The sequence below is a fragment of the Streptomyces oceani genome (genome assembly GCF_001751245.1).
GTDB classification, from domain to species: Bacteria; Actinomycetota; Actinomycetes; order Streptomycetales; family Streptomycetaceae; genus Streptomyces; species Streptomyces oceani.
Genome location: NZ_LJGU01000116.1, coordinates 117,649 through 142,484, shown reverse-complemented (window position 1 = coordinate 142,484; position 24,836 = coordinate 117,649). Strand labels below are relative to the sequence as shown.

Here is a 24,836-nt window from a genome sequence, read left to right as displayed (position 1 = left end):
GCCAGCAGCGCCTGCGCCTCGATCGGGTCACCCAGCGTCGTACCGGTACCGTGCGCCTCCACCGCGTCGACGTCGCCGGGCTGGAGCCCGCCCTGCGCCAACGCCGCCCGGATCACCCGCTGCTGGGACGGACCGTTGGGCGCGGTCAGCCCGCTGCTGGCGCCGTCCTGGTTGACCGCCGAGCCACGCAGCACCGCCAGCACCTCGTGCCCGTTGCGCCGGGCGTCCGACAGCCGCTCCAGCAGCAGCACGCCGACCCCCTCGCCCCAGCCCGTACCGTCGGCCGCATCCGCGAAGGACTTGCAGCGGCCGTCGGCGGCCAGCCCGCGCTGCCGGCTGAACTCCAGCAGCGTCACGGGCGTGGACATCACCGCGACACCGCCCGCCAGCGCCAGGTCGCACTCGCCACCGCGCAACGCCTGCGCCGCCAGGTGCAGCGCCACCAGCGAGGAGGAACACGCGGTGTCGACCGTGACGGCCGGACCCTCCAGCCCGAAGGTGTACGAGATGCGCCCGGTCGCGATGCTGGCCGCGCTGCCGTTCCCGATGTAGCCGTCCAGGCCCTCGGGCGGCTCGGGGAAGCGGGAGCCGTAGTCGTTGTACATCACGCCCATGAAGGCGCCGGTGTTGCTGCCCTTGAGGTCCGCCGGGCGCATGCCGGCCCGCTCGAAGACCTCCCAGGAGGTCTCCAGCAGCAGCCGCTGCTGCGGGTCGGTGGCCAGCGCCTCACGCGGGGACATGCCGAAGAAGTCCGCGTCGAAGTCCGCGGCGTCGTACAGGAAGCCGCCTTCCCGGGTGTAGCAGGTACCGGGCTGGTCGGGGTCCGGGTCGTAGAGGTTCTCGACGTCCCAGCCGCGGTCCTCCGGGAAGCGGGCGACGCCGTCCGTACCGGACTCCACGAGCCGCCACAGGTCCTCCGGCGAACTCACCCCGCCGGGATAGCGGCAGCTCATGGCGACGATGGCGAGGGGCTCCGAGGCCTTCGACTCCAGCTCACGGAGCCGGCTGCGAGTGTGGTGCAGATCCGTGGTCACCCGCTTCAGGTAGTCACGGAGCTTGTCCTCGCTCACTTGTCCTCGCTCACTGTCCTCGCTCGACGGGCGCGTCCCCTGACCGGCGGCCGGCACGGCGGGCCGGCAGCCTCCGACTCCGGAGCGGCGCGGCACGCGGCTCGGCACGGCTCGGGAGAGTATTCGGACACACCGATATCAGCTGCCGATTATGCGCGGGCGCGGGCGCTCCTCCCGAGGGCTCCCGGGTTGCTCTAAGAGAACCCCTAACGTCTGCCGGGCGGGCCACGGGCCGACTCGGCTGGTACGCGGTGCGTACGCGCGCCCGTACGAGTCGGGTGTGCGCACCGCGTGCGTAGCGCCGGCCGCCCGCCGCCGCGAATTGACCGGAATCCCTAGACTTCTCGGGCACGACTGGCTCCGTCCAGCGCCCTGTGCTCGGCTGACTCCGTGCCGGGTCAGTCGATCAAGGGAGGCAGAGCTCGTGGCAGAGCAGCACGACAGACCAGCCACGCCCGAAGCAGCGAGGCAGCTGGGGACGAGCGGAGCGGAGCGTACGCCCCCATCGATGCCCGGCCCGGAGGTCGCCAAACCACCGACGGTGGACCCGGACGGCGGGGCCACGCTGCTCGGCTGGCAGCGGCGGATGCGCCAGGAGGCGCCGGTGTGGCACGCGCCGAACGGCCATGTGCACCTCTTCCGGCACGAGGACGTCACCAGCGTCCTGACCGATCCGGGCACCTTCTCCTCCGACCTGCTCAGCGCGGAGACCAAGGGAGAACGTAAGCCGCCCCCGGGACAGTTGCTGCTGCTGGACCCGCCGGACCACGGCAAGCTGCGCCGGCTGGTCAGCAAGGCGTTCACCAACCGGATGATCGCGCAGCTGGAGCCGCAGATCACCGAACTCAGCGCCGAGCTGCTGGACCGGGTCGGCCCCGACGCGCGACCGGAGCCGGGCTTCGACACCCGCTTCGAGATGAACGACACGATCGCCAACCCGCTGCCGGTCACGGTCATCTCGCTGATGCTCGGCGTGCCCGTCGAGGACCGCGACCAGTTCCAGCGGTGGGCGAACAACCTGCTCGCCGTGGACCCGGAGGACCCGGAGAGCCGGGCCGGGCTGGCCAGCACCACCGAGGCGCTGCACAACTACCTGCAGGGCTTCGTCGACGCCCGTCGCGCCGCACCACAGGACGACCTGATCAGCCGGCTGGTCACCGCCGAGGTGGACGACGAGCGGCTCACCGACGACGCGGTGATCAAGTTCTCCGGGCTGCTGCTGCTCGCCGGCCACATCACCACGTCCATCCTGCTCGGCAACCTGCTGCTGAACCTGGACGAGCACCCGGAACTGTGGAAGCAGTTGCGGGAGGACCGCGAGCTGGTCCCGGCCTGCGTCGAGGAGACCCTGCGGCTGCGCTCGCCGTTCACCAAGGTCGACCGGGTGGCGCTGCGGGACACGGAGATCGGGGGCGTGGCGGTCGCGAAGGACACCTACATCCACCTGTGGCTGCTGTCCGCGAACCGGGACGCCGAGGTGTTCGACGACCCCGACACGTACGACGTCCACAGACCGAACACCAAGCAGTTGGCCTTCGGGCACGGCATCCACTACTGCATCGGGGCGCCGATCGCACGGCTGGAGGCCCGGATCGTACTGAACCAACTGCTGGACCGGTACGCCGAGCTGCGGGTGGATCGGAGCGAGCCGCTGTCGTACCACGCGAGCAACATCTTCGGCGCCCGGCGGCTGCCGCTCCTCGCACAGCGGGCGTGACACGGCGCGGCCTCCCGACCCGGCCTCTCCCGGCCCGACACCCGCAGCACGGCGATACGCAGCACGCGGCGGCGCGGCCCGTAGCACCAGCAGCACCCCAGCACCAGTAGCACCCGAGCCAATCCCCACGGAAACCCTCAGGGAAGGACACCCTCCGTCATGGTCGACGCCCCCGTGGTCCCGAGCAAGCGCGGCAGTTGCCCGTTTGACCCGCCCGACGAGTACGCCCGGCTCCGCGAGGAGGAGCCGATCAGCCCGATCACCTTCAAGATCGCGCCCGGCGACCCGAACGGCTGGCTGGTCACCCGGCACGACTACTGCCGGCAGATCCTCGCCGACAACCGCTTCAGCCACCGGCACGAGCTGTGCGCGCAGCTGCTCGCGCCGCCGTTCCCCATCGAGAAGTACGAGCCCGAGCCGTCCGCGCCCGGCTCCTTCGTCCGTACGGACAAGCCCGAGCACACCAAGTACCGCACCCTGCTCACGGGGCACTTCACGGTGCGCCGGATTCGTGAGTACGAGCCCATGCTGGGCGAGTTGATCGAGGGGGTGCTGGACGAGCTGGAGACCAAGGAACGGCCGCTGGACCTGGTGAAGGAGTTCGCCGAGGTCATCCCGGCCCGCTCGGTGTGCTCGATGATGGGCGTGCCGGCGGAGATGGTGGACGAGCTGTCCGGGCTGTTCACGAAGGTCTTCGCCTTCGAGTACAAGTCGCCGGAGGAGTTCGTCCACCTCATGGAGGAACTGAACCGGGTACTACTGGAGCTGGTCGAGCTGCGCAAGCGGGAGCCGTCCGACGACGTGTTCAGCTCCCTGCTCGCGACCGGGGAACTGACCGACGAGGAGATCGCCAACATGGCGTGGATCGTCGTCGGCGGTGCCCTGGACACCACGCCCAACATGATGGGCCTGTCCACCTTCGCGCTGCTGCAACACCCCGAGCAGCTGGAGAAGTTCCGCAACGACCCGGCGGTGCTGGACTCCTCGGTCGAGGAACTGCTGCGCTATCTCACCGTGTCGCAGTTCGGCGCCAGCCGCGCCGCGCTGGAGGACGTCGAGATCGGCGGCGTCACCATCAAGAAGGGTCAGACGGTGGTGCTGTCCCTGCCGGCGGCCAACCGCGACCCGGAGTTCTTCGACAACGCCGACGACCTGGACGTGACCCGCTCGGCGCGCCGGCACGTGTCCTTCGGTTTCGGCATCCACCAGTGCCTGGGCCAGCACCTGGCGCGGGCGACTCTGAGGATCGGCCTGACGAAGCTGTTCCAGCGCTTCCCGACGCTGCGGCTCGCCGGCGCACCGGAGGACGTACCGCTGCGTGAGACGGCGATGCACTACGGCGCCGACAGCCTGATGGTGACCTGGGACGACTGACCCGGACACCGGGCCGGCTGCCGGCTGCCGCGTCCTGGCCACCGGTGGGCTGGGTGGCCAGGACGCGTGCCGCCACCGCGTTCCGCCCGGCCCGCCACGGGTGGTGACCTGTCACCGCCGCCGCGACCCGGGCTTGTCGGACCCGCCGCCTAGGGTTGCGTGCGGACCAGGTCGGAGCACGAAGGCAGGGGCAGTGATGGGCGGTTCGTCCCAGGTGGACAACGACCACGAGGCGCGTCGAGCGGCGTTCAGGGCGTTCGCCGAGCGGTCGCGGACGGGCGACCGGCTGGCAGCCCTGGCCGCCGCGCACGCCGCCCACGACCAGGTAGCCGCGGTAGGGCACGCGGAGCTGCGTGGGGTGGCGCTGAACTGCGTGGGCTTGGCCCAGTTCGAGCTCGGCGAGTTCGCCTCCGCGGCGGAGTCACACCAGCGCGCCAAGGACCTGAGCCGGCGGTCCGACGTACGCGGCTTCGCCGCGCTGCGAGCCAGTCTCGCCAGGATCGCGGCCGGCGAATCCACCGCCTACCCGCAGGTGTGGGAGGTCGACTCCGCCCCCGGCCAACTGGCCGCGCTCGCCCGGAGCGAGCACCCGCACCTGGCACCGGCAGCCGGGGTCGAGCTCGGTCGTGTGCTGCGCGGTGAGCGACACTTCCTGGCGGCGATCCGCGCCTACCGGTCCGTGGTCGACTCCGGCCACCCCTGGTGCGGTCCGCGGGCCGCCGCGCCACTGGCCGAGCTGCTGCGCGAGGCCGGTGACCACGAGGGCGCCGCCCGAGTCCTTGACCAGCCCAGCTCCCAGGCCGACGCGTCCGACCTGATCGACCTGGCGCTGGCCCCGCTGGACGATCCGGAGGCGCCGCCCTGCTGGTTGGCACCGGTCCGGCCCGGGCTCGATCACTACCGGGCCGGTGACCTGTCCGCCGCCCGCTCCGAGCTACGCGCCACCGCGGCCAGCGACTGGCGTCCCGCCGCGTGCCAGGCCAACGCCCTACTCGCCGGCATCGAGCTTCTGCACGGCGAACCCACCACCGCCCGCCAGCTCCTGGGCGATCTCGCCGAGAGCGCGGACTTCACCCACGGCCCCCGCGCGGCCGTGGCCCTGGCCATCCTGGAGGCCGCGGCGGCCGCGCCCCAGGGCACCACCACGGCCACCGATCCGGTCAGCGCGCTCGGCCGCTACCTCACCCGCGACCCGGACGCCACGACCGGTCTGCGAGCACTGGCCCAGGAGGGACACCCGTTGGCCGGGATGTTCGCGGCCCTGCTCAGTGACCTACTCCGCGACGTCCGCCCCGGCTCCGAAGCGGCGTCTTGGCACGACCTGGCCATGCGGTCCGGGGACGGCCCGGCAGCCGGCTACGCCTCCTACCTGACCGCCACCGACCTGACGTCGTGGGAGGACGCCGAACGCGTCGTGGACGCGCTCGCCGCGGCCTGCGAAACCACGACCGTGTTGCCCTGGGCCGCCGTCCGACTCGGCGAGGCGAGCCTGGCCGACCTCTACGGGGGCGGCGAATCCCTGTACTCCTTCCAGGACGCCCTCGGCACCGGCCACCGCGCGCTCCTGCCCCGCGCCGCGGCCGGGCTGTTCGACTCGTCACCGGCGGACAGTTGGTCGGCGGAGCAACGGTACGCGCTGGCCACGGAACTACTCGCCGGTGACCCGCCCACCGAGGCGGTCCCACCGCTCGCCTGGCTGGCGGCCGAGACGCTGATCAGGTTCGAGGACGACCTGGACGGCGGCCGGGCGGCGTTGGAGCGGATTCCCGATTCCGACCCCGAGTTCGGGGCCCCGGCGTCGGCCGTACGGCTGCTGCTGGACGAGGACGTCGACGGCATGCGATCGGTGTTCGAGTGGCTGGCCCGGTGGGACGAGCGATCCCTGGAGTGGGCCTCCGAGTGCTGCGTGTCGGTGCTCTGGGAGTTTCCCGACGAGGCGACCCACACCAGGCAGGCCCTCCAGGTGCTCGCCGACCTCGGCCACCCGAGCGAACTGGCCGACAAGGCGTCGGAGCGGTTGATCAAGGTCTGCGAGATCCAGCACGACCTGGACGGCGAGCTGGCCGCCAGGGAAGCGTCGAAGCTGCGCCGCGACGGTTACCCGGGCGCCGGGATAGCGGAAGTGGCCCGTCGCCACCACCTCGCCGGTGACCTGGATCGGGCGGTGGAGCTGTACCAGCGGGTCAACACCCCGGAGTTCCCGGAGGCGCGCGGCGGGGCGGCCGTCGACCTCGGCGTGCTGTTCCGGCACCAGGGCCGGCACGAGGAGGCCCGGGCGTTACTGGCGACCGGCGTTCCCGCGAAGCACTGCTTCACGCTGGGCAAGGAGCTTGAAGGAGCGGGGCGGATCGACGAGGCCGTCCTCGCCTGGGAGCTGATCGTGGACACGGACGACGCCACCTGGGCGGTCCGGGCCAATTACTTCCTGGGCCGGGCACACGCGGAGCGGGGTGAGAGCGACGCGGCGATCACGGCGTACCAGCGGGCCGCAGCGACCCGGGACTCCTACTTCCGCGGCATGGCCTGGCACCAACTCGGTTGCCTGTACCAGGAGCAGGGCGATCTCGAGTCCGCCAAGCAGGCCCAGCAGCGCGGTGCCGAGGTGGGGGCCAGGCTGGAGAAGGACGGCGACACGGTCGTCAGCGTGTGCGAGCTGCGGTTGGGCGAGTTGGCGACACTGTCCGGCGACTCGGACGAAGCGCGGCGCCGTTACCTGGACATGGCGGGCAGCGCCGACCGGGGCACGGCCGCGATGGGCGCCATGATGCTGGGCGGCGAGGCCAAGGACCGCCGGGACGTGGCCGAGGCCCGGCACTGGTACCAGCGGGTGATCGACTCCGGTGACCTGTTCCAGCGGGAGCTGGCTGTGACCCACCTCGGCGAGCTGTACTACTGGGTCGACGCTCGGGAGCAGTCGCGCGAGTTCTACGAGCGCACCCTGGACTCCGGAAGGAGCAGCCCGGAGCTGGTCGCCGAGGCCGCCTACCGGCTCGGGGAGATGGCCAGCCAGGACGGCGACACCGATCAGGCCGTACGGCACCTGGCTCGGGCACGGGACACCGGGGACGCCGAATTCAGCTCTCAGGCCAGCCGGTTGCTGGGCCAGCTGACCGATTGAACGGCAGCGGGCGCCCGCTCCCCGGGGGAGTGGCGCCCGCTGGTGCTCACTCGAGATGTTCGCTCGAGGTGTCCTGGGACCGGAGGTCAGGAGTCGAAGGTCACGGTGATCGCCTGGGAGGGGCACATGGTCTCCGCCTCGTCCACCATGTCCTCCTTGTCCGCCGAGGGTTCGGCGTTCAGCAGCCGGACCCGGCCGTCCGCCTCGTCCTGCTCGAACAGCTCCTCGGCAGCCAGTACGCAGTTACCGGCGCCGACGCACCTGTTCCTGTCCACCGTGATCTTCATTGGGGTCCCTTCGGCATCGGCGGTGCTCATGTGCGCCCGACGCGCCGCCGCGTGCGTACGCTTCTACGCCGTACGCGCGGCTGCGGGCGCGCGTCCATCGTGCGGTGCGAGCTGGCACGTACGCGCCCGGCTGGGACAGGTCTGGTGAATCGCTCAGACAATCAACGCCACCGACGCCGGGCACGGGCGTCGGGCGCACGCGGAGTCCACATCCTGGCCGGAATATGCACCCTTGTACGCTCTATGTCCGATTGACCGGCGCCGCACCGGCATCCGCCACGGGCCACCTCCGACACGTCCACGAGTGCCGTGAACTGCTCCTGGTCACACTCCAACAAGGACGCCACGTGGGGCAGGACGACCACACCCACCAAGTCGGGGACCGGCCCGTACGGAGCGTGCGGCTCCATCGTCTATCTGACGGGCGATGTCAAGGTCTTCTACCACTGCTACATCGTGAACAAGTACGGCAACACGTGGACCCACGTGCGGGTCGCGGGCAAGCAGACCAACGGTTGGATCTGGGAGAAGCACCTGGATGACGGCGGCAGCCTGAAGCTCTGCTTACGTCCCACTCACACCGGGCCGCGCCAAGGCCCCGGAACAGCCAGAACACGGTCGCCGCGGCGGATTCCGCTGCGGCGACCACGCACGTCAGCCCCAGGGGTGGCAGTGGGGCGTGGCGTTGGGAACGGATGGTGTGCGGGTGAAGTCGCACGAACGGCCGCTGGCGCCGTTGCCGGTGGCGACGCGGTGGCGGTGGCGCCAGCTGACTTCGCGTGGCTTGCCATCCTGGGCTTCTCGGGGTCGCGGCCGTGAACGTGCCAGCCGCCGCCTGGGGGATTCCGTCCGACCTTCTTCACGTCCAGGTGCACCATGTGGCCGGGCCAGCGGACGGCGATGTTGCCCGGCGCCCGATTGCTGGCTCCGCGAGGATCGAGGAACCGGCGGCGTCCGCCCCCACCCTGAACGCTGGGACATCGCCACCTGACGCTCTCGACCGGACGCGCCGGGGGCCGGGTCAGCGGTGGGCGAGTTCCTGCTCGATCTCCTCCAGGCTCTTGCCCCGCGTCTCTGGGATCACCCGGACCGCGAACAGCGTGAGCATCGCGCACACCGCCGCGTACAGGGTGAACGTTCCAGCACCGCCGAGGGCCTGGAGCAGGGTGAGGAAGGTGAGGGAGACCAGGAAGTTCATCGACCAGTTCGAGAACATGGTCGCGCTCATGGCTGTGCCCCGGATCCGCAGCGGGTACAGCTCGGAGGGGATGATGAAGACGACCACGTTGAGCGTGGTGGCCACGGCCGCAATGTAGAGGACGACGAAGGCGACGGCCAGCCACGCGAACGAGCCCTCCTGCCCCCCGACCGCCAGCGTGCCCGCCAGGCCGGCCAGGGCGAGGGTCATCACCATGGCTCCGGTGGCCAGGAGGCGCTTACGTCCGAACCGGTCGACGGCGTACATCCCGACCGGTGTCATCAGGAGATTGACCAGGCCCACCCCGACGGTGGCGAGGATCGCCGAGGAGGAGCCGAGGCCGCTGCTCTCGAAGATCTTCGGGGCGTAGTAGATGACGGTGTTCACTCCGGACGCCTGGCCGAGGATCTGTAGTCCGACGCCCGCTATCAGCGCGGGGCGCACGCCGGGGGCGGTCAGAGCGCGCCACCGGCCACGCCGTTCGGCCGAGGGCACGGCGGTCTCGGCCCCGGCGCTGGCGGTCATCTCGGCCAGCTCGGCGTCCAAGGCGTCGGCGTGGCCGTCCGCGTACCCACGGACCCGGGCCAGTACGGCGCGGGCGCGGTCGGTCTGTCCGCGCAGCGCGAGCCAGCGCGGTGACTCGGGCAGCGCCAGCATGCCGGCGCCGAAGATCAGCGAGGGGACGGCGGCGATGCCGAACATCCAGCGCCAGTCGTGGTCGGTGTGCTCGAGCGCGTAGTTGGCCACGTAGGCGAGAACGATGCCCAGCGTGATCATGAGTTGGTTCAGGCCGACCAACCGCCCTCGGTAGCGGGGCGGCGCGACTTCCGCGATAAAGACCGGTACCAGGTTGGAGGCGGTGCCGATGCCGAACCCGAGGACGAGTCGCGCGGCCGTCAGCATCACGGCGGAGGGCGCGAACGCGGCCATGGCGGCGCCCAGCGTGAACACCCCGGCGGCCAGTACGAGCACCCGCCGGCGGCCGTACCGGTCGGAGAGGGCGCCCGCGGCGGCGGCGCCGAGCATCGCGCCGACGAGGATGGAGCTGACCACGACGCCGGAGGCGAACGCGGACAGCGCGAAGTCCTCCTCGATGAAGAGCAGGGCTCCCGAGATGACGCCGGTGTCGTAGCCGAACAACAGTCCGCCGAGTGCGGCGACCAGCGTGACGCCGATCACCGGGCGCAGGCTGCCGCTGTCGCGCTCCGCTGAGGTGGCCGGTGGTGAGGCCATGGCACACATACCCTTCACGATGAAACACATCCGACGGAGAGGATTCCGATCGGATATTGGATGGGACCAATTTGGCAGTGAGCTTGCCGGGCCACAACCCTCACGGGCAGAATCCTCAATATTGGTTGGCACCTATCTGGTAGCTGGCGTCTACTCGGAAGCGAGGCGGGAAGCCCGTGGCCCCACAGGCCAAACACGAGGAACTTCGGCGAGCGCTGCTCGCCGAGGTCACCGACATGCAGCCGCACACCCCGCTGCCCACCGAGCGGGACATTGCCGCCCGGCACGCCGTCTCGCGGAACACCGTCCGCCAGGCCCTCAACGCCCTGGAGGCGGCCGGTAGCGTCTACCGCGTGCAGGGGGCCGGTACCTTCGTCGCCTCCCGGGTGATCTCCAAGTCACTCAGCCTGACCTCCTTCACCGAGGACATGCGGGCCCGTGACCTGCGCCCCGAGTCGCGCCTACTGACGGCGGGTGTGGTGCGGGCCGGCACCCGGGTCGCCGAGGACCTCGGCATCGAGCCGGACGCCGAGGTCGTACGGATAACCCGGCTCCGGCTGGCCGACGGCTCGCCCATGTGCCTGGAGAACGTTCACCTGCCCGCCGCCCGGGTCCCGGGCCTGGCCGAGGAGGACCTCACCGGTTCGCTGTACGACCTGCTGGCCGAGCGCTACCGGCTGGAGGCGCACGCCGCCGAACAGATCGTCCGCGCCGTCGACCTGGACGACACCGAGTCCGCGCTGCTGGGCGTACCGCCCGGGACGTCCGGCCTGCGGGTGTACCGGGTCGGCCTGGACCGCCGCGACAGCCCCATCGAGGCGACCACCACCACCTACCGGGCGGACCGTTACGACATCCGCTTCACCGTCCGCCGGAACCAGTCATGAGCGCCGGGCACGCCTCCACGGACGCCACGGCCGGGCGACCACTGCTCGGCGTCGACGTCGGCGGCACGAAGATCGCGGCCGGTGTCGTCTCGGAGTCCGGCGCCCTGGCCGCCTCGTTCGTCCGCCCCACCCCCGCCGACCAGGGACGGACGGCCGTACTCGACGCGATCGCCGCGACCGTCACCGAACTGCCCGGCTGGCGCGGGGCGCACGGCCTCGGTATTGGCACCGGCGGCGTGATCGACCGCCGGCGCGCTCTCGTCCTCTCCGCGAACGACCTGCTACCGGGATGGGCCGGCACCGACCTCGGCGGGGAACTCGGCTCCCGGCTGGGCGGGTTGGCGGTCACCGCGGACAACGACGCGAACGTCTTCGCCCTCGCCGAGCAGACCTACGGCGCGGGCGTGGGCTCCGCCTCCGCGCTGTACGTCAGCGTGGGCACCGGCATCGGCGGCGGGGTGGTGGCCGGTGGTGGGCTGCTGCGCGGGGCGCACTCCACCGCCGGCGAGTTCGGGCACATCGTCGTCCCCGAAGCGGCGGGGCGCCTGTGCAACTGCGGCCGTACGGGACACCTGGAGGCCGTCGCCTCCGGGCCGGCCCTCGCCGCTCGCTTCCACGAGCTGGCCGGGCCCGGCGCGGCGGGTGCGGGCGGCGGGGCGTCCGGCCCACGGGACCTGCGGGACGTGGCCGCGCTGGCCGAGGACGGCGAGGCCGAGGGGTCCGAGAGCGCCCGTACCGTACTGGAGGAGGGGGCGGGAGCCCTGGGCCGCGCCCTCGCCGGGATCGTCAACACCCTCGATCCCCAACGGGTCGTCCTCGGCGGAGGTGTCGCCTCGATCGGCGAGGCCTACTGGCGACCGTTGACCGAGGCGTTCACCGCCGAACTGCTGCCGGGGCCGTACACCGCGGGCCTGCGACCCGTACCGGCCGCGTTGGGACCGCGCGCGGCGGTGATCGGGGCGGCGGCGCTGCTGCTCGAGACGTACGAGGAAGAGGGAATCCCACGATGACGGGTGTGCCGCCCGCCCCCAGCTGGACCAGCATGCCGGCCGACCACGCCCGTACCCTGCTCGACCGGCTACGCGGCGGGCTGATCGTCTCCTGCCAGGCGCCGCCCGGCGATCCGCTGCGCGACCCGGCCCACATGGCCGCCATGGCGGCGTCGGTGGCGAGTACGGCGGGCGTGGTCGGCATACGGGCACAGGGAGTCGACGACGTACGGGCGGTGCGGGCCGCAGTCAGTGAACTGCCGGTCATCGGCCTGTGGAAGGACGGCGCGAAGGGCGTGTACATCACGCCGACGGCGGAACACGCGCGGGCGATCGCACGGGCTGGGGCCGATGTCGTCGCCGTCGACGCGACGAGCCGGAGCCGGCCGGACGGCCGGCCGTTGCGGGAGACCGTGGAGGCGGTGCACCGGGCCAGCCGGCTGCTGATGGCCGACGTCTCCACGGTGGACGAGGGCGACGCTGCCGCCGCGCTGGGCGCCGACCTGGTCTCGACCACCCTGTCCGGCTATACCGCCTACAGCCGACAGCGGGACGGCCCTGACCTCGACCTGGTAGCCGAGTTGGCCGGTCGGGTGGAGGTTCCGGTGGTCGCGGAGGGGAGGGTGGGCACCCCCGCGCAGTCCCGCGCGGCCCTCGACGCGGGTGCCTGGTCCGTCGTCGTGGGCACGGCGATCACCGCACCCGCCGCGATCGCCGGTCGCTTCACGGACGCCCTGCGGTAGGGCTCGGCCACGCGCGTCAGTCACGCCAGAGTCGAGTGCCGGTCGGCACGCTCGGCGGCGTACTGGTTGGTGAGCAGGCCACGCGCCAACCCGGCCTGCACGGCGACCAGTCCCCGCACCACCGGCACGGCGGTGGCCAGCAGCAGCACCCCGACCGCGGTGTGGAAGCCGATGTCGGCCAACCGGGAGTCGATGTCGAAGGCCAGGTCCAGCAGCCCCGTCTCACCCTCGTCACGCGGGAGAAACCAGGACCACAGGCCGTACGTCAGCTCCCCCACCCCTCCCACGGTCCAGACCATCGCGAGGCAGAAGCCCACGGTACGCACTGGGAAGGCCACCACCAGGTGCGCCAGGTCCCGCCACGCCTGCGGCTCGCCCAGGGAACGCAGCCAGCCGCCGGGGCCGCTGCCGGCCCGGTCGCGGTAGTAGTGAGGTGGCAGGCGTCGGTCGGTGGCCGATTCCACGCGCCTGCGCTCCACCCGTGCGAGGCCGCGCGCCGCCAGGAGGGTGCCGACGAGGATCGGCAGTCCCAGCCACGCCACGAGACTCCCCACGCCCGTGGTGAAGCCGGTGACGGCGATGACGAACCCGGCGATGCCCAGGGGCAGTCCGGTGATGAGGTAGCTCAACTGGCGGCCGAAGCGGGAGCCCTCGGGGCCGGTTTCGGGGACGTACGGAGCCCTCGAAGAGTACGGGGCGGCGGGAGGCGCGGTCGTCGGAGTCATGCCTTCAGCCTGCTCCGTACGGCCGTCCGCTCCCAGCCGCCGCACCCCCGTCTTCGGGGTGGGGAGAACCCCCGGAGTCAGCCGCGGGCACGCTGGGTGGCCGCGATGCAGCCGAGGACGAGCAGGGCCGCGACCGGGGCGAGCGGAGAGGGCTGTTCGCCCAGCAGCAGGACCGACCAGACGAGGGTGAGCAGCGGTTGGGCGAGCTGGATCTGGCTCGCTTTCGGCACGCCGATGACGGCCATACCGCGATACCACAGGACGAAACCGCCGAACTGGGACACGGCGCCGATGTAGGCCATACCGACGAGCGCCTCGGTGGTCGGCTGTACGGGCTCGGCGAGCAGCGACAGGACGGCGATCAGGCTGGACACCGGGAGGGCGGCGACGACGCCCCAGGCGATGACCTGCCAGCCGGGCAGGTGGGTGGTGAGTCGACCGCCTTGGGCGTATCCGGCCGCGCACGCCAGCAGGGCGCCGAAGAGGTAGAGGTCGGCGAGGGTCGGCAGACCGTGGCTCTGCTGGAGCGTGAAGGCGCCCACGGTGAGGGCGCCCAGGCCGGCGGCGGTCCAGAAGGTGCGGGAGGGACGTCGTCCGGTCAGGGCGGACGAGAGGGCGGCGGTGGCCAGCGGCAGCATGCCGATGACGACGGCCGAGTGCGCGGTGGTGGATGTCTGGAGGGCCAGCGTACTCAGCAGCGGGAAGCCGATGGCGCAGCCGGCGGCCACCGTGAGCAGACCCGGCCAGTGTTGCCGCGCGGGCACTGGCACCCGCGCCCCGTACAGGCAGACTGCCGCGAGCAGGCCCGCCAGCAGACCGCGCAGACCGGTCGCCGTCCACGGGCCGAAGCCGTCGAGTGCCCACACGGTCGCGGGGAAGCTGAAGGAGAAGGACGTCACACCGAGGGCGGCCAGGAGGATACCGCTGCGAACCGTTACCGACGCCCAGCGAGTAGCGTTATCTTGTACTGCCATGAATGACAGTAGCAGCGTGCCCAGACTGGTCGCGACCCTGCGCGAGGAGCTGAAGCGCTACTCGGATGGCGAGAAACTCCCCTCGAACCGGGCGCTGGTGACCCGGTATCAGGTCAGCCCGGTGACCGTCTCCCGGGCGATCGCCGCTCTCGCCACCGAAGGACTCGTCATCTCCCGCCCGGGGGCGGGTGTCTTCAAGGCCACCAGCCGTCGCGGCACCAGCGCGGCCCTCGGCGACGTGTCCTGGCAGGAGGTGGCCCTGAGCGCTGATCCACCGCACGCGACCCGCGACCCGGGCCCTCGTCGTACGGACGCCTCCGGGGTGCTGGCCAACCTCACCGCGCCACCGCCCGAGGTGATCGACCTGAACGGCGGATACCTGCACCCGGCCCTGCAACCGGAGCGCGCCCTGGCCGCCGCGCTGGCCCGGGCCGGTCGCAGGCCGGGCACCTGGTCCCGGCCCCCGGTGGAGGGCCTGGCCGAGCTACGGGACTGGTTCGCCCGCGACATCGGCGGCCCGTCCGGACCGCTCGACGCCTCGGACGTACTGATCACCGCCGGAGGACAGGGCGCGCTGACCACCGCCCTACGGGGCCTGGGCTCTCCCGGATCTCCCGTCCTGGTCGAGTCGCCCGCCTATCCCGGCGTACTGGCCGTGGCGCGCGCCGCCGGGCTGCGGCCCGTACCGGTTCCGGTCGACGCCGACGGCGTACGCACCGACTTGCTGGCGGAGGCGTTCGAGGCCACCCGGTCCCGGGCGTTCGTGTGCCAGCCGCTGTTCCACAACCCCACCGGCGCCGTCCTCTCCTCGCCGCGCCGAGCCGAGGTGCTGCGCGTCGCACGGGCGGCCGGTGCCTTCGTCGTCGAGGACGACTTCGCCCGCCGCCTGGCGCACGCCGACTCGCCGACTCTCCCGCCGCCACTGGCCGCCGACGATCCGGACGGCGTCGTCGTCCACGTACGCTCACTGACCAAGGCGGCCTCCCCCAGCCTGCGGATCGGAGCCCTGACCGCCCGTGGGCCGGCACTGGAGCGGCTGCGCGCGATCCAGGTCGTCGACAGCTTCTTCGTGTCCCGGCCACTCCAGGAGACCGCCCTCGAACTCGTCGGCTCCCCCGCCTGGACACGCCACCTGCGGATGCTCGCGGGCGCACTGCGCGACCGCCGCAGCGCCCTGCTCACCGCACTGAGCGACGCGCTGCCCGCGCTCGTTCCGCGCCAGCCACCACGCGGTGGATACCACCTGTGGCTGCGACTGCCAGACGGCAGCGACGCGGCCGCAAGCGCCGCCACCGCCCTGCGCCAGGGCGTGGCGGTCACCGCCGGCGGCCCGTACTTCACCGCCGAAGCTCCCGCCCCGCACATCCGGTTGAGTTACGTCAGCACGCCGGGTACCGCGCAGTTGGGGGAGGGCGTACGCCAACTGCGCCAGGCGCTCGCCCCGAACTCCACGCTCGCGTCAGGACTTCGGTGAGGCCACGGGGCGAAGCGGGCCGCTGCGGCGGGTGGTTGGCGCCACATGTGTTTCGTGGTTTCACGGTGGTGCGCTGGGCTGTTGGTTACTAGGATGACTGTCGATTCTTACTGACCGTAGTGGCGGGCTCTCCTGCCGCTTGGTGGCCGTCTGTCGTGTGACGTGTGTGGGGAGGGGTGGGACTGTGGCTGGGTCTGGTGGGTTGGAGGGTCCGTTCGCTGGTGCGGGGGAGATCTTCACCGACTTCTATGCGGTGACGGATTTCGCGGGGTATTCGCATGAGGAGTTGTTGGGGATGGTGGAGGGGGCTGATCCGGAGGAGTCGCAGCGGTTGGGGGAGAAGCTGGTGCGGGCGGCGAAGGTGATCGAGAAGATCGGGGATGACTTGAAGCGGCATGTGCCGCGGGTGGATTGGGAGGGGGAGGGCGCGGCGGAGTGTGGGGTGTGGAGTAACGAGATGGCGAGTGCGGCGTTGCGGTTGGGGTTGATGAGTCGGGGTGCGGGTGAGGCGATGCAGGGTGCGGCGCAGGTGTTGCGTGAGGTGCGGCGGGATATGCCGACGCCGTCAGCCGAGGCGCGTGGGGTGATCGAGGGGTTCGAGGTGCTGAACCCGGGTGGCTTGGAGGGGCGCAGTCCGCTGGCGCCGTCGCACAAGTCCAACGGTCCGGGACCGTCGTACGAGGAGGCGTACGCGGCACAGGAGCAGTTGGCCGACCAGCATGGCGAGGCGGTGCGCCAGATGGAGAAGCTGGCCCGCTCGTACGGACAGACCACCGCGACACTCCAACAGCTCGAGCGACCCACCTTCCCACCCATGCCCGAAGCCATGATGCCGCCGAAACCTCCCGGCTATGCCCCAGCCGAATCGGAAGCCCGGCTGGAGTTTCCCGTCGACCAACATGGCGGCGGTTTTCAGCAGCCGGAACAATCCAGTGGAGAGATTGACCAACTGCGAGTTGACCATGCTAACGGTGTTCCATCCAGCATGTCTTTTACCTCTGACCGAGATGTTGGGGTGGATGTGGCGGGTGGGGTGAGGGTTCCGGAGGGGCCTTCGGTGTCGCCTGCTGGGCCGGGTCCTGCTCAGCAGGGTCCTGGGCTTGGTTCGGGTCCGGTGTCGGAGGGGCCTGTGGTGGGTCCTGTGCCGCCGGGGCGTGTGCCGCCGGGGTCGGGTCCGCCGGTGGGGCCTCGGCCGCCGATGTCCGCTGGCCCGACGGTGCCCAAGCCACCCAGCGGGCCAGGGGATTCGTTGGGTCGGCCGCCGGGGGCGAACACCTCTCCGATGGGGCCGCGTCCGGGGACGCGTCCGCCCGGGGATGGGATTCAGGCGGGCCGGCCGATCAACCAACCCAGCCAGCAACCGCGTTCGATCCCCCGTCCCACGGTGGTCGGTGGTGAGCAGCCGGGCCAGAACCAGCAAGCCCGTCCTCCGGGCTACCGCCCACCGACCGGCATGCCCGGGACTGGCGGACCGGTAGGCCAGCAGAGCCCGGGCGGTGGGCGCAGGCTTGCCTCCCAACCTGGTGGCCCGGCCGGTCTTCCACGCTCGGGTGTCATACCGCCAGGACGGCCCTTCACCCCGGGCGGTACGGGACTGGTGCGCCCGGCGGCGCAGGGCGGCAACGAGGCTTCGCCACGCTCCAGCCACCCCGCCGGCCGAGGACCAGGCGCCACGGGTCCTACTGCTGGGCGCCGGGACGAGCGCGAGCATGGGTCAGAGCGCCCGGACTATCTCGTGGAGGATGAGGAGACCTGGACGCGATCTACTCCTCGTACCGCCCCGCCTGTTGTCGAGTGACCCGAGACTGGGAGCAGACGAACCACATGCGTAGCTACGGTCCTGGTCGGGCCGCACTGAGGAACCTCTCGGCAACGGCACTCGCGCTGGCCGTGGTGGGCGTGGGCGCCGTACCCGCCCACGCGGAAAGCGTCCGGGAACGGCAGTGGCACCTCGACGCCATGCAGGCAGAGGAGATGTGGAAAACCAGCCAAGGCGAAGGCATCACCATCGCCGTCATCGACACCGGCGTCGACCCCACCCTCCCAGACCTCCAAGGCCAAGTCCTCAAGGGAAAAGACTTCTCCACACACCCAGGCGACGCACAGGACGATTATCGCGGCCATGGCACGCGCATGGCCGCCCTCATCGCTGCCACCGGCGCAGCAGGTCCTGACCGTGGCTCTTATGGGCTAGCGCCTGAGTCAAAAATTCTTCCATTGAGAGTCAAAAATTCTGCGAAATATAGAAACGAAGCTGAAGCCCAACGAAATTTTGGGAAAGATATCGGACCAGTCATCCGCCATGCCGCAGACTCGCCAGCCAAGATCATAAACATCTCCATGGGTTCTGGAGAGGGCTCACGTGAGCTGAGAAGTGCGATTAGTTACGCCCTCGCCAAAGGAAAGATGATAATTGCGGCAACAGGAAACACTGGCGACGGAGGAAACACCGTAAACTACCCCGCAGGAACACCAGGAGTAATCGGAGTTTCTGCGGTTGATAAAGATGCTCGCTCTACGGATGAATCGCAGGCCGGAAAACAAGTAGACTTGGCAGCGCCCGGCGAGAATATTCTCAGCGCTTGCCGCATCGGCTCTGAAGTGTGCACCAGCGACGGAACAAGCAATGCCTCTGCCCTTGCCTCAGCTTCGGCTGCGTTGATCTGGGCCGAGCATCCGGACTGGACGGCGAACCAGGTGACCCGGGTGCTGGTGAACACCGCCGGTGGCCCCAAGAACGGTGACGAGCGGGACGACTTCATCGGCCACGGCGCCGTACGCCCCCGAGTGGCACTCAAGAACCCCGGCGACCCAGGAGACCCGAACACCAACCCGCTACCAGGTCCGTACAGCGAGAAGAAAGCAGCCGCCGACGCGAAGAAGCCGGCGAAGCCCGGAAGCTCGGAGGGCGAGGACGACAAGCAACCGGCTGCCGCAGGTGAGGACGACTCGGAGCCGAACTGGCTGGGCTACGGCCTCGCCACCGCAGGCATCCTCGCCGCCGGAGGCGCCACCAGCCTGTACGTACGCCACCGCCGCCACACCACCACACCCACCCACCCCACCGCACCCTACGGCCCGCCACCCGCCGGCCCCCCAACTCCGCCAGGGCAGTGGGGGCGTGGGTAGTCGCAGCGGCGCGACACCGCCGTACGCCGCCCGCCCCGACCCCCAGCAGGGATCAGCGCCGTGCTGGCTCCATGCCCGCCGCCAGCAGACGGTCCCGTACCGCCGCCCAGGAGGGGTCGGCCTCGGCATACGAGCCTGTGCCAGTGCCCTTGTCCTTGAAGCCGCTGGAGGTGGCGACGCACACCACGGGACCGTCCACGGTCTCGGTGGTTGGCAGCGTGCGCAGCCCCGCCAGGCCGGCAGCCGCGGAGAGTTCGACCCACAGACCCTGTCCGGCCAGTTCCGCCTGCGCGCCTCGCATCGCCGCGTCGTCCGGGAGCAGCGCGCGACCCCCGCTCCGGGTGACGGCGACGAGACCGCGGTAGCTGTTCACCGGGCACTCGATGCCGTACGCGTCCGTCGCGCCCACCTCGACGGCGGTGGTGTGCAGGCCGTCTCGTAGGGCCGCCGCGAGGGGGCCGCCCGCTGCCGGCTCGCAGCTGAACAGCCGCGGCACCCGTCGCGTGAGTCCCAGGCGGCGCAGTTCCGCGAAGCCCTTCCAGACGCCGAACAGCAGCTCGCCGTAGCCGGTGGGGACGAACACCGCGCCGGGCACGCCGAGATCGGCCACTATCTCGTACGCCACCGTCTTGTAGCCCTCGGCGCCGAAGGCGTGACCGGTGTGGAAGCGGGTGAGGTTGCTGACCGGGTGGAAGCCGAACTCCTCCGCGATCCGCTCCGTCAGCGGCCACCGGTCAGCGGTCGGTACGGGCAGTACCTCGGCCCCGTACGCCATGAGGAAGGAGCGCATGGCGGGCGGCGGCGTGGGCGAGCCGAGCACCACGCAGCGCAGCCCGGCGCGTGCGGCGTAGGCGGCGGCGGAGGCCCCGTGGTTGCCGGAGGAGGCGACCACGACGCCCGGCGCGCCGACGCCCAGGGCGGCGCTGACGGTGCAGCGGTTGAGCCGGTCCTTGTGGCTCCAGGTCGGGTTGCGCGACTCGTCCTTGACGTAGACGCCGTCCGCGAGCCGTACGAGCGGCGTGCCGCCCTCGCCCAGTCCCGGCGCGGCCAGCGGTGGCAGCAGCGGTGCCCAACGGTCCAGGCCAGTGCCGCTGTGGCCGCCTCCTGGGGCGGGTGTGCGGAGGAAGTCCTCGGGCACGCGGGCGTAGTCGTAGTCCACTTCGACGGGATACGACACATCGGGCGAACTCGTGCGCGGACAACCGCGCGTGAGCGGGGGCCACAGCGGATAGCGGACCTCCGGGTCCGCGAGTGAGCGCTGTTCGGTGGCGAGCGAATCCGTGCCCATGTCTGGGGAGTCTACGGAACGATCCGCCCACCGTGCCGAGTTCGCTCATCGGGCCGACGTGGATACCCGCGTACGGCCTCGCGGGTCAGGCGAGCAGTCCCGCCTCCTGCGCCAGGACCGCCGCCTGGACACGGTTGGTGCAGTCGGTGCGGGTGAGGATGCTGCTGATGTGGGCCTTGACCGTGCCGGCGCTCAGGTGGAGCCGTGCGGCGATCTCGGCGTTGGAGAGACCGGTGCCCAGCAGCCGGAGGACGTCCCGTTCGGCCGGTGTCAGGTCCGCGATCCGACGTGCCGCGGCGTCGCTGCCCTGGCCCGACCGGGTCCGGAAGTCGACGAGTTGGCGGGTGACCTGCGGGGCGAGTACGGGATCCCCGGCGGCGGCGCGGCGGACGGCGTCGATGAGGTCGCGTGGGCCGGTGTCCTTGAGGAGGTAACCGTGGGCTCCGGCGCGCAGCGCGCGGGTGACGCTCGGCTCCTCGCCGAAGGCCGTCAGCATCACCGCCCGGGTGTGGGAGGAGTGCCGGGCGATCTCCGTGACGGCGGTGATGCCGTCACCGGGCATGCGGATGTCGAGCAGGGCCACGTCGACGGCGTGGGCACGGCATGCTTCGACGGCCTCGTGGGCGTCCGGTGCCTCGGCCACGACACGGATCTCCTCGTCGTTCTCCAGGATCAGCCGGATTCCAGTGCGCATCAGCGCCTCGTCGTCTGCGATCAGGACTCGGATCATGTGTTTCAGTGTGGTCCAGCGCGGAACCCTGGGCGTTCACGCTCGGGAGGAATCGCTTCTCCGGATACTGGATAGGGGTGACTCGCGCTGGTGTGTGGGTCCGTATCGGTGGTCTCAGCCGGGATGCTTCTGGTTCTCGGTGTACTCCTTGATGATCGTCAGCGGTGGGCCTGCGCAGGACGCGCGAAGTAGGACGGGGACCAGAAACGATTGCCAAACCGGCACCGTAAACGCCAGGCCGAACTCCGCGGCAAGCTCCAGGCCAAGCGCACCAAGTCCGCGAAGCGGCGCCTGAAAGCACGTGCCCGCAATGAGGCGCGGCACGCCGCGAACGTCGACCAGATCCTCTCGGAGGAGATCGTGACCGAGGCTGAACGCGCCTCTCAAGTACGAGGCGCGCCGGGTCGGTGTCGGTCGGTGTCCCGTTGGTGTACGTCGATCCGGCGTACACCAGCCAGGAACGCTCCGGGTGCCAGCACATCGAGAAGGCCAACCGGGTCGACCAGGCCCGCTTCATCTGCCGGGAGTGCGGGGTCGTTGCCCACGCGGACCGGAAACGCTTCCCACGTGCCGCCCACCGTGGCCAGACCGTGTGGAACGTGGGGCGTGAGTCACGCGCCCCTGCCACCCCATGACGGGATGTCTGGACGGAGGAGGCCACCCAACAGCCAGTTGGGCACTACCTCCAAACCCGGTCGTCTACGGCCAGGTCAAGTCGATTGTAGAAGTGCCATGACCAGCAGGATGAGGGTGCCGCCGACCGTCGGCAGCAGCACCAGCATCGCCAGGCAGCCACCGCCCAGGAGGCGTGGCCAGGTGAGGACCTCGGTGGACAGCGGTGGCCGGGAGCCCGCGCCGCCGGGCTCCGGACCGTACGAGCGGGGCACCCGGCCGTACGAGCCCGGGAACGGGCCGTACGAAGTGGCGTAAGCCGACGGCACGTCGGGCCGTACGGGTATCCGGGCGGAGAGGGCGAAGCCACCCTCCGGACGCGGTCCCGCGTGCAGGGTGCCGCCGAGCAGGCTGATCCGCTCCTGGAGGCCGACGAGTCCGCTGCGGTTTCCGTCCCCGGGCGTACGGGGCGCCGGCGGGGTGTCGTTGACGACGGCGACCACCACCGCGTCCCCCTCGTCGTGCAGCGTCACCCGGACTGGCGCACCGGGCGCGTGCTTCAGCGCGTTGGTGAGTCCCTCGCGGGTGACCCGATGGACGGCCTGCCGGGTGCGGGCGTCGGCGTCCATCGACCCAGGTGCGTGCCAGCGCAGTTCGGCGTCGGCGCCCGCGTCCCGGGAGTCCGCCACCAGGGCCGCCAGGGCCTCACGGCTCCCCCGCCCGCCGATGTCCTCGCCGGACTGGTGACGGAGGACGCCGAGGATGCCGCGCAGTTCGTCCATGGCCGTACCGGCGGTGGTGTGCAGGAGCTCGGCCTGGGACGCCAGTGGGGGCGCTTGTTGCTCGGCGGCGAGCTGGAGGGCTCCGGCGTGCACCGAGATGAGGCCGATGCGGTGGCCGAGCAGGTCGTGCATCTCGGCGGCGATGCGGGCGCGTTCCTCCATGCGGGCCGCCTCGTCGGTCAGGAGGCGGGTCTGTTCGAGGTAGGCGTTGCGTTCCCGCAGCAGAGCCTTCAACGGGCGGCGGTACCCCATCACCATGCCGGACAGCGCGGGCAGCAGGATGAAGAGCGCGGCCACGGCCGCCTCGGCGGCCAGGTACGGCATCGTCGGGAGTCCGCGGAGGGACTGGACGGCGACCGTCAGGAGCACGGCGCCCGCGCTGCTCGCCCCGACCGCCGCCCAGGCGCGCCGTACGGAGGTGATGCGGCGTACGGCGGACCACACGACGCACGGCACCACCACGGTGGCCCACACGTTGTCCCCGGCGATCAGCGGAACGCAGCCCAGCACCGTGAGGGCCGGATACCTCCGCCGCGCGGGCACCAGCAGCGCCGCCCACACCCCCAGCAGCGCCACCGTCACCGGGTGGGCCGGCGGCATCAGCGGCACGGGCACCAGCGAGCACACCAGGACCAGGCCGGCGACCACGGACTCGGTCACGACCGCCCGCCGGGGCGCGGCGCGCACCGCCTCGCGGATCGCGGCGGCCTCCTCGCGCGCGCGTCCGTACGGTCGCACTGCCGGACTCATGTTTCCTCCGTGTGGGCGTCGCTCGGGGCGGACGCCCGCGTCGTACGGGTGGGGGCCTCGCGGCCTCAGGAGGTCTGTGCCGCTCCTCCCGCGGCCTGGAGCTCCGGCTCCGCCCGCAGCCCGACGATGTCCGCCCCGCTCTCGGTCAGTACGCGCTCGAGCTCCGCCACGGACTCCGCTGAGGTCCCCGTCTCGTCCAGCAGCGCGGCCAGCAGGTGGGTCGTGCCGACGGTGGGCGAGCCGTGGGCGGCGGCGGTCAGCTGAGCGACATGCACGAGTCGCCGCTGGAAGTCGGAGTCGCTGGCGACTTCCGGGGGCTCCCCCTCCGCGACCCCGGTGGCGGGGAGCAGCAGCCGGGCGAGCGCGTCCTGTCGTACGCCATGGCGGTACAGGAGCGCCGCCCCCTGGTTCGCCGCCGTCAGCTTCTCGGGCAACTCGCGTCCCGCGACGGTCAACGACCGGTCCAGAGCCAGGATGCCCAGCAGCACATCGACCGGTTCCGCCTCCGCCGCGCCGCGCCGCACCGCGCCCCGTCGTATCTCCGAGAGCACCACGCCCATGACGGCGGAGCCGAACCCGGCGCCGCCGCCGAAAATCCAGGCGGTGAACTTCCGGGTCAGCGGATTGCCGCTCTTCCCGAACGTCCCCGCCTTTCGCAGCACCAGCACCGGGGCGGGCTCCGGCGTCTCGTCACTCCCCCGCGACGCTTCGAGCGCGATCACGGCCGCCGAGACGTCCAGCCTCTGCACCGTCATGGCCTCATGGGCACGCGAGTCGGGCAGCTCGACCAGTACGCGGGCCACATGACGGACGCGCACGGAAACGCTGCCCTCCTCCCGCGCGGCTTCCAGCGCCCTGCGCAGACAGGTCCGCACGGCACCGGTCATCGGGAGGAGTTCCAGGCTCTCCCGTTTCTCCTCGGGCTTCTTCTGATCCTTCCGGTTCTTCCAGCGCAGCCGCTTGGCCTCCTCCTCGCGGACACCGCGCCAGCAGGCGTCGATCTCCCGCTGGTCGTCCGGGTCCCCGACCGCACCGTCGCCGGCGTCGTCACTGACCCACACGGATGTCTCCCGGGTTCCGATGAAACCGCTGAGCGAGCCGGAGGCCCGCACCCCAGGAGCGATCGCGGAACCCGCGGCCGAGTCGCCCGACACGAGCGCGTTCAGCACGCTCTCCGTACCGACGTCCCTGCGTTCCTGCTTGGCCGCCTCCCGCATCGCCTCGAGCAGCAGCACGACGACGTCCCGTTCGAACTCGGTGGTCATGCCGGTGTCGTGGTCGGACGTTCGCTGATCCATCGGGTCTTCCCCTCCGTGGTGTCACCTGCTGGGGAAGACGCTAGTCCAGGTCAGAGGGCTCCCGCGTCGGCCGGTCGGCCAGGCTTCCCGGCCGACCGGCCAAGCCTCCGGTCCGAACGGACGGATCTCCCGTCCGGACGGACGAAATCCGCGCGACCCGGCTGGGAGCCCTGCCGGACTTTCTCGGCACCTGGGCGAGAAGCACCCGTTGGGTTGCTGGTATCCATAACAGACGAACCATACGGCCACGCCAGCTCCGGATCCCCCGGATGCTCGGCTCGGCAGCGTGCCACCCGGAATCACGAACGCCCTCGTGGAAGCGTTTTGGCGACCCGTACCGCCCACGTCGAAGTGGACACATCGACACCGACGGGTGGACGAAGAGGGCCTGCCCCGGTTCATGGTCATGGCTTTCGAGGAGGCACTCACCACCCGGGCCGTGTGCCGAGCGCCCGCGC

General features: G+C 71.2%; 20 protein-coding genes and 1 pseudogene. 9 read left to right on the top strand and 12 right to left on the bottom strand.

The features are described from left to right. Positions 1 to 1,070, bottom strand: a 1,070-nt coding sequence (locus tag AN216_RS10665) for a beta-ketoacyl synthase N-terminal-like domain-containing protein (protein ID WP_170843089.1), incomplete at its 3' end; no start/stop codon positions are given. A gap of 508 nt (positions 1,071 to 1,578) precedes the next feature. Here AN216_RS10665 and AN216_RS10660 point away from each other — a divergent pair. The 3 genes from AN216_RS10660 to AN216_RS10650 all read left to right on the top strand — a co-directional run bounded on the left by AN216_RS10660 (position 1,579) and on the right by AN216_RS10650 (position 7,279). Beyond that, complete coding sequence (locus AN216_RS10660) at positions 1,579 to 2,787, top strand: cytochrome P450 (RefSeq protein ID WP_079166459.1); 1,209 nt, start codon at positions 1,579 to 1,581, stop codon at positions 2,785 to 2,787. A gap of 159 nt (positions 2,788 to 2,946) precedes the next feature. After that, complete coding sequence (locus tag AN216_RS10655) at positions 2,947 to 4,161, top strand: cytochrome P450 (protein ID WP_070196403.1); 1,215 nt, start codon at positions 2,947 to 2,949, stop codon at positions 4,159 to 4,161. A gap of 196 nt (positions 4,162 to 4,357) precedes the next feature. Then, positions 4,358 to 7,279 (top strand): tetratricopeptide repeat protein, encoded by a 2,922-nt coding sequence (locus AN216_RS10650; RefSeq protein ID WP_070196402.1) that lies wholly within the window; start codon positions 4,358 to 4,360, stop codon positions 7,277 to 7,279. 86 nt (positions 7,280 to 7,365) lie between these two features. On the opposite strand, the gene AN216_RS10645 is transcribed toward AN216_RS10650, so the two are convergent. The 3 genes and pseudogenes from AN216_RS10645 to AN216_RS10640 form a co-directional block, all read right to left on the bottom strand. Then, a complete protein-coding gene (locus tag AN216_RS10645; RefSeq protein WP_070196401.1) occupies positions 7,366 to 7,566 on the bottom strand; it encodes a ferredoxin in 201 nt (66 codons plus the stop codon). 755 nt (positions 7,567 to 8,321) lie between these two features. After that, positions 8,322 to 8,528: pseudogene (locus tag AN216_RS31025) on the bottom strand (IS481 family transposase); the annotation flags it as partial. Between the two features lie 59 nt (positions 8,529 to 8,587). Next, positions 8,588 to 9,997, bottom strand: coding sequence for a sugar porter family MFS transporter (locus AN216_RS10640; protein ID WP_070196423.1), 1,410 nt, complete (start codon positions 9,995 to 9,997; stop codon positions 8,588 to 8,590). Between the two features lie 176 nt (positions 9,998 to 10,173). Between AN216_RS10640 and AN216_RS10635 the strand changes: the two genes are divergently transcribed. Genes AN216_RS10635 through AN216_RS10625 form a run of 3 tightly spaced genes read left to right on the top strand, consistent with a single transcriptional unit; the run spans position 10,174 to position 12,616 of the window. Continuing rightward, positions 10,174 to 10,884: a GntR family transcriptional regulator gene (locus tag AN216_RS10635; protein ID WP_070196400.1), complete on the top strand. Its 711-nt coding sequence runs from the start codon at positions 10,174 to 10,176 to the stop codon at positions 10,882 to 10,884. Next, positions 10,881 to 11,894 carry an ROK family protein gene (locus AN216_RS10630; RefSeq protein ID WP_070196399.1) on the top strand — a complete coding sequence of 338 codons (1,014 nt, stop codon included), beginning with the start codon at positions 10,881 to 10,883 and terminating at the stop codon, positions 11,892 to 11,894. Before AN216_RS10635 ends, AN216_RS10630 begins: the two co-directional genes overlap by 4 nt. Next, complete coding sequence (locus AN216_RS10625) at positions 11,891 to 12,616, top strand: N-acetylmannosamine-6-phosphate 2-epimerase (protein ID WP_079166458.1); 726 nt, start codon at positions 11,891 to 11,893, stop codon at positions 12,614 to 12,616. The genes AN216_RS10630 and AN216_RS10625 overlap by 4 nt, the downstream gene beginning before the upstream one ends. Before the next feature lie 20 nt (positions 12,617 to 12,636). On the opposite strand, the gene AN216_RS10620 is transcribed toward AN216_RS10625, so the two are convergent. Both AN216_RS10620 and AN216_RS10615 read right to left on the bottom strand, forming a co-directional pair. After that, a complete protein-coding gene (locus AN216_RS10620) occupies positions 12,637 to 13,341 on the bottom strand; it encodes a sensor domain-containing protein (protein ID WP_070196421.1) in 705 nt (234 codons plus the stop codon). 77 nt (positions 13,342 to 13,418) lie between these two features. Continuing rightward, on the bottom strand, positions 13,419 to 14,240 hold the full coding sequence (locus tag AN216_RS10615) for a DMT family transporter (protein WP_070196398.1): 822 nt from the start codon (positions 14,238 to 14,240) through the stop codon (positions 13,419 to 13,421). 73 nt (positions 14,241 to 14,313) lie between these two features. On the opposite strand from AN216_RS10615, the gene AN216_RS10610 reads away from it, so the two are divergent. Further along, entirely contained in the window at positions 14,314 to 15,789 is a 1,476-nt protein-coding gene (locus AN216_RS10610; protein WP_070196397.1) for an aminotransferase-like domain-containing protein, read from the top strand. 246 nt (positions 15,790 to 16,035) lie between these two features. On the opposite strand, the gene AN216_RS28660 is transcribed toward AN216_RS10610, so the two are convergent. Continuing rightward, positions 16,036 to 16,617 (bottom strand): hypothetical protein, encoded by a 582-nt coding sequence (locus AN216_RS28660; protein WP_139140895.1) that lies wholly within the window; start codon positions 16,615 to 16,617, stop codon positions 16,036 to 16,038. Positions 16,618 to 17,613: 996 nt separating this feature from the next. Between AN216_RS28660 and mycP the strand changes: the two genes are divergently transcribed. After that, a complete protein-coding gene (gene mycP / locus AN216_RS26840) occupies positions 17,614 to 18,918 on the top strand; it encodes a type VII secretion-associated serine protease mycosin (protein ID WP_079166456.1) in 1,305 nt (434 codons plus the stop codon). 52 nt (positions 18,919 to 18,970) lie between these two features. Here mycP and AN216_RS10595 read toward each other — a convergent pair whose 3' ends face one another. From AN216_RS10595 to AN216_RS30140, 3 genes are all read right to left on the bottom strand, one after another. Then, positions 18,971 to 20,206 carry a threonine synthase gene (locus tag AN216_RS10595; protein WP_070196394.1) on the bottom strand — a complete coding sequence of 412 codons (1,236 nt, stop codon included), beginning with the start codon at positions 20,204 to 20,206 and terminating at the stop codon, positions 18,971 to 18,973. A gap of 85 nt (positions 20,207 to 20,291) precedes the next feature. Beyond that, the gene (locus tag AN216_RS10590) at positions 20,292 to 20,936 is read right to left on the bottom strand and encodes a response regulator (protein ID WP_070196393.1); all 645 of its coding nucleotides are present in this window, start codon (positions 20,934 to 20,936) and stop codon (positions 20,292 to 20,294) included. A gap of 114 nt (positions 20,937 to 21,050) precedes the next feature. Continuing rightward, complete coding sequence (locus AN216_RS30140) at positions 21,051 to 21,260, bottom strand: hypothetical protein (protein ID WP_070196392.1); 210 nt, start codon at positions 21,258 to 21,260, stop codon at positions 21,051 to 21,053. Between the two features lie 83 nt (positions 21,261 to 21,343). Between AN216_RS30140 and AN216_RS30135 the strand changes: the two genes are divergently transcribed. After that, complete coding sequence (locus AN216_RS30135) at positions 21,344 to 21,571, top strand: zinc ribbon domain-containing protein (protein WP_070196391.1); 228 nt, start codon at positions 21,344 to 21,346, stop codon at positions 21,569 to 21,571. Between the two features lie 75 nt (positions 21,572 to 21,646). Here the strand turns inward: AN216_RS30135 and AN216_RS10575 are convergent, their stop codons facing one another. Continuing rightward, positions 21,647 to 23,080, bottom strand: coding sequence for a sensor histidine kinase (locus AN216_RS10575; RefSeq protein WP_244502404.1), 1,434 nt, complete (start codon positions 23,078 to 23,080; stop codon positions 21,647 to 21,649). Between the two features lie 65 nt (positions 23,081 to 23,145). Further along, on the bottom strand, positions 23,146 to 24,378 hold the full coding sequence (locus AN216_RS10570; protein WP_070196389.1) for a hypothetical protein: 1,233 nt from the start codon (positions 24,376 to 24,378) through the stop codon (positions 23,146 to 23,148). Positions 24,379 to 24,836 lie beyond the last annotated feature (458 nt).

What these genes read in the sequence shown, in the direction of transcription:
- AN216_RS10660 (WP_079166459.1), top strand. Translation starts at nt 1,579, where the DNA reads ATGCCCGGCCCGGAGGTCGCCAAACCACCGACGGTGGACCCGGACGGC.
- AN216_RS10655 (WP_070196403.1), top strand. Translation starts at nt 2,947, where the DNA reads ATGGTCGACGCCCCCGTGGTCCCGAGCAAGCGCGGCAGTTGCCCGTTT.
- AN216_RS10650 (WP_070196402.1), top strand. Translation starts at nt 4,358, where the DNA reads ATGGGCGGTTCGTCCCAGGTGGACAACGACCACGAGGCGCGTCGAGCG.
- AN216_RS10645 (WP_070196401.1), bottom strand. Translation starts at nt 7,566, where the DNA reads ATGAAGATCACGGTGGACAGGAACAGGTGCGTCGGCGCCGGTAACTGC.
- AN216_RS10640 (WP_070196423.1), bottom strand. Translation starts at nt 9,997, where the DNA reads ATGGCCTCACCACCGGCCACCTCAGCGGAGCGCGACAGCGGCAGCCTG.
- AN216_RS10630 (WP_070196399.1), top strand. Translation starts at nt 10,881, where the DNA reads ATGAGCGCCGGGCACGCCTCCACGGACGCCACGGCCGGGCGACCACTG.
- AN216_RS10625 (WP_079166458.1), top strand. Translation starts at nt 11,891, where the DNA reads ATGACGGGTGTGCCGCCCGCCCCCAGCTGGACCAGCATGCCGGCCGAC.
- AN216_RS10620 (WP_070196421.1), bottom strand. Translation starts at nt 13,341, where the DNA reads ATGACTCCGACGACCGCGCCTCCCGCCGCCCCGTACTCTTCGAGGGCT.
- AN216_RS10610 (WP_070196397.1), top strand. Translation starts at nt 14,314, where the DNA reads ATGAATGACAGTAGCAGCGTGCCCAGACTGGTCGCGACCCTGCGCGAG.
- AN216_RS28660 (WP_139140895.1), bottom strand. Translation starts at nt 16,617, where the DNA reads ATGGCTTCGGGCATGGGTGGGAAGGTGGGTCGCTCGAGCTGTTGGAGT.
- mycP (WP_079166456.1), top strand. Translation starts at nt 17,614, where the DNA reads ATGCGTAGCTACGGTCCTGGTCGGGCCGCACTGAGGAACCTCTCGGCA.
- AN216_RS10595 (WP_070196394.1), bottom strand. Translation starts at nt 20,206, where the DNA reads ATGGGCACGGATTCGCTCGCCACCGAACAGCGCTCACTCGCGGACCCG.
- AN216_RS10590 (WP_070196393.1), bottom strand. Translation starts at nt 20,936, where the DNA reads ATGATCCGAGTCCTGATCGCAGACGACGAGGCGCTGATGCGCACTGGA.
- AN216_RS10575 (WP_244502404.1), bottom strand. Translation starts at nt 23,080, where the DNA reads ATGAGTCCGGCAGTGCGACCGTACGGACGCGCGCGCGAGGAGGCCGCC.
- AN216_RS10570 (WP_070196389.1), bottom strand. Translation starts at nt 24,378, where the DNA reads ATGGATCAGCGAACGTCCGACCACGACACCGGCATGACCACCGAGTTC.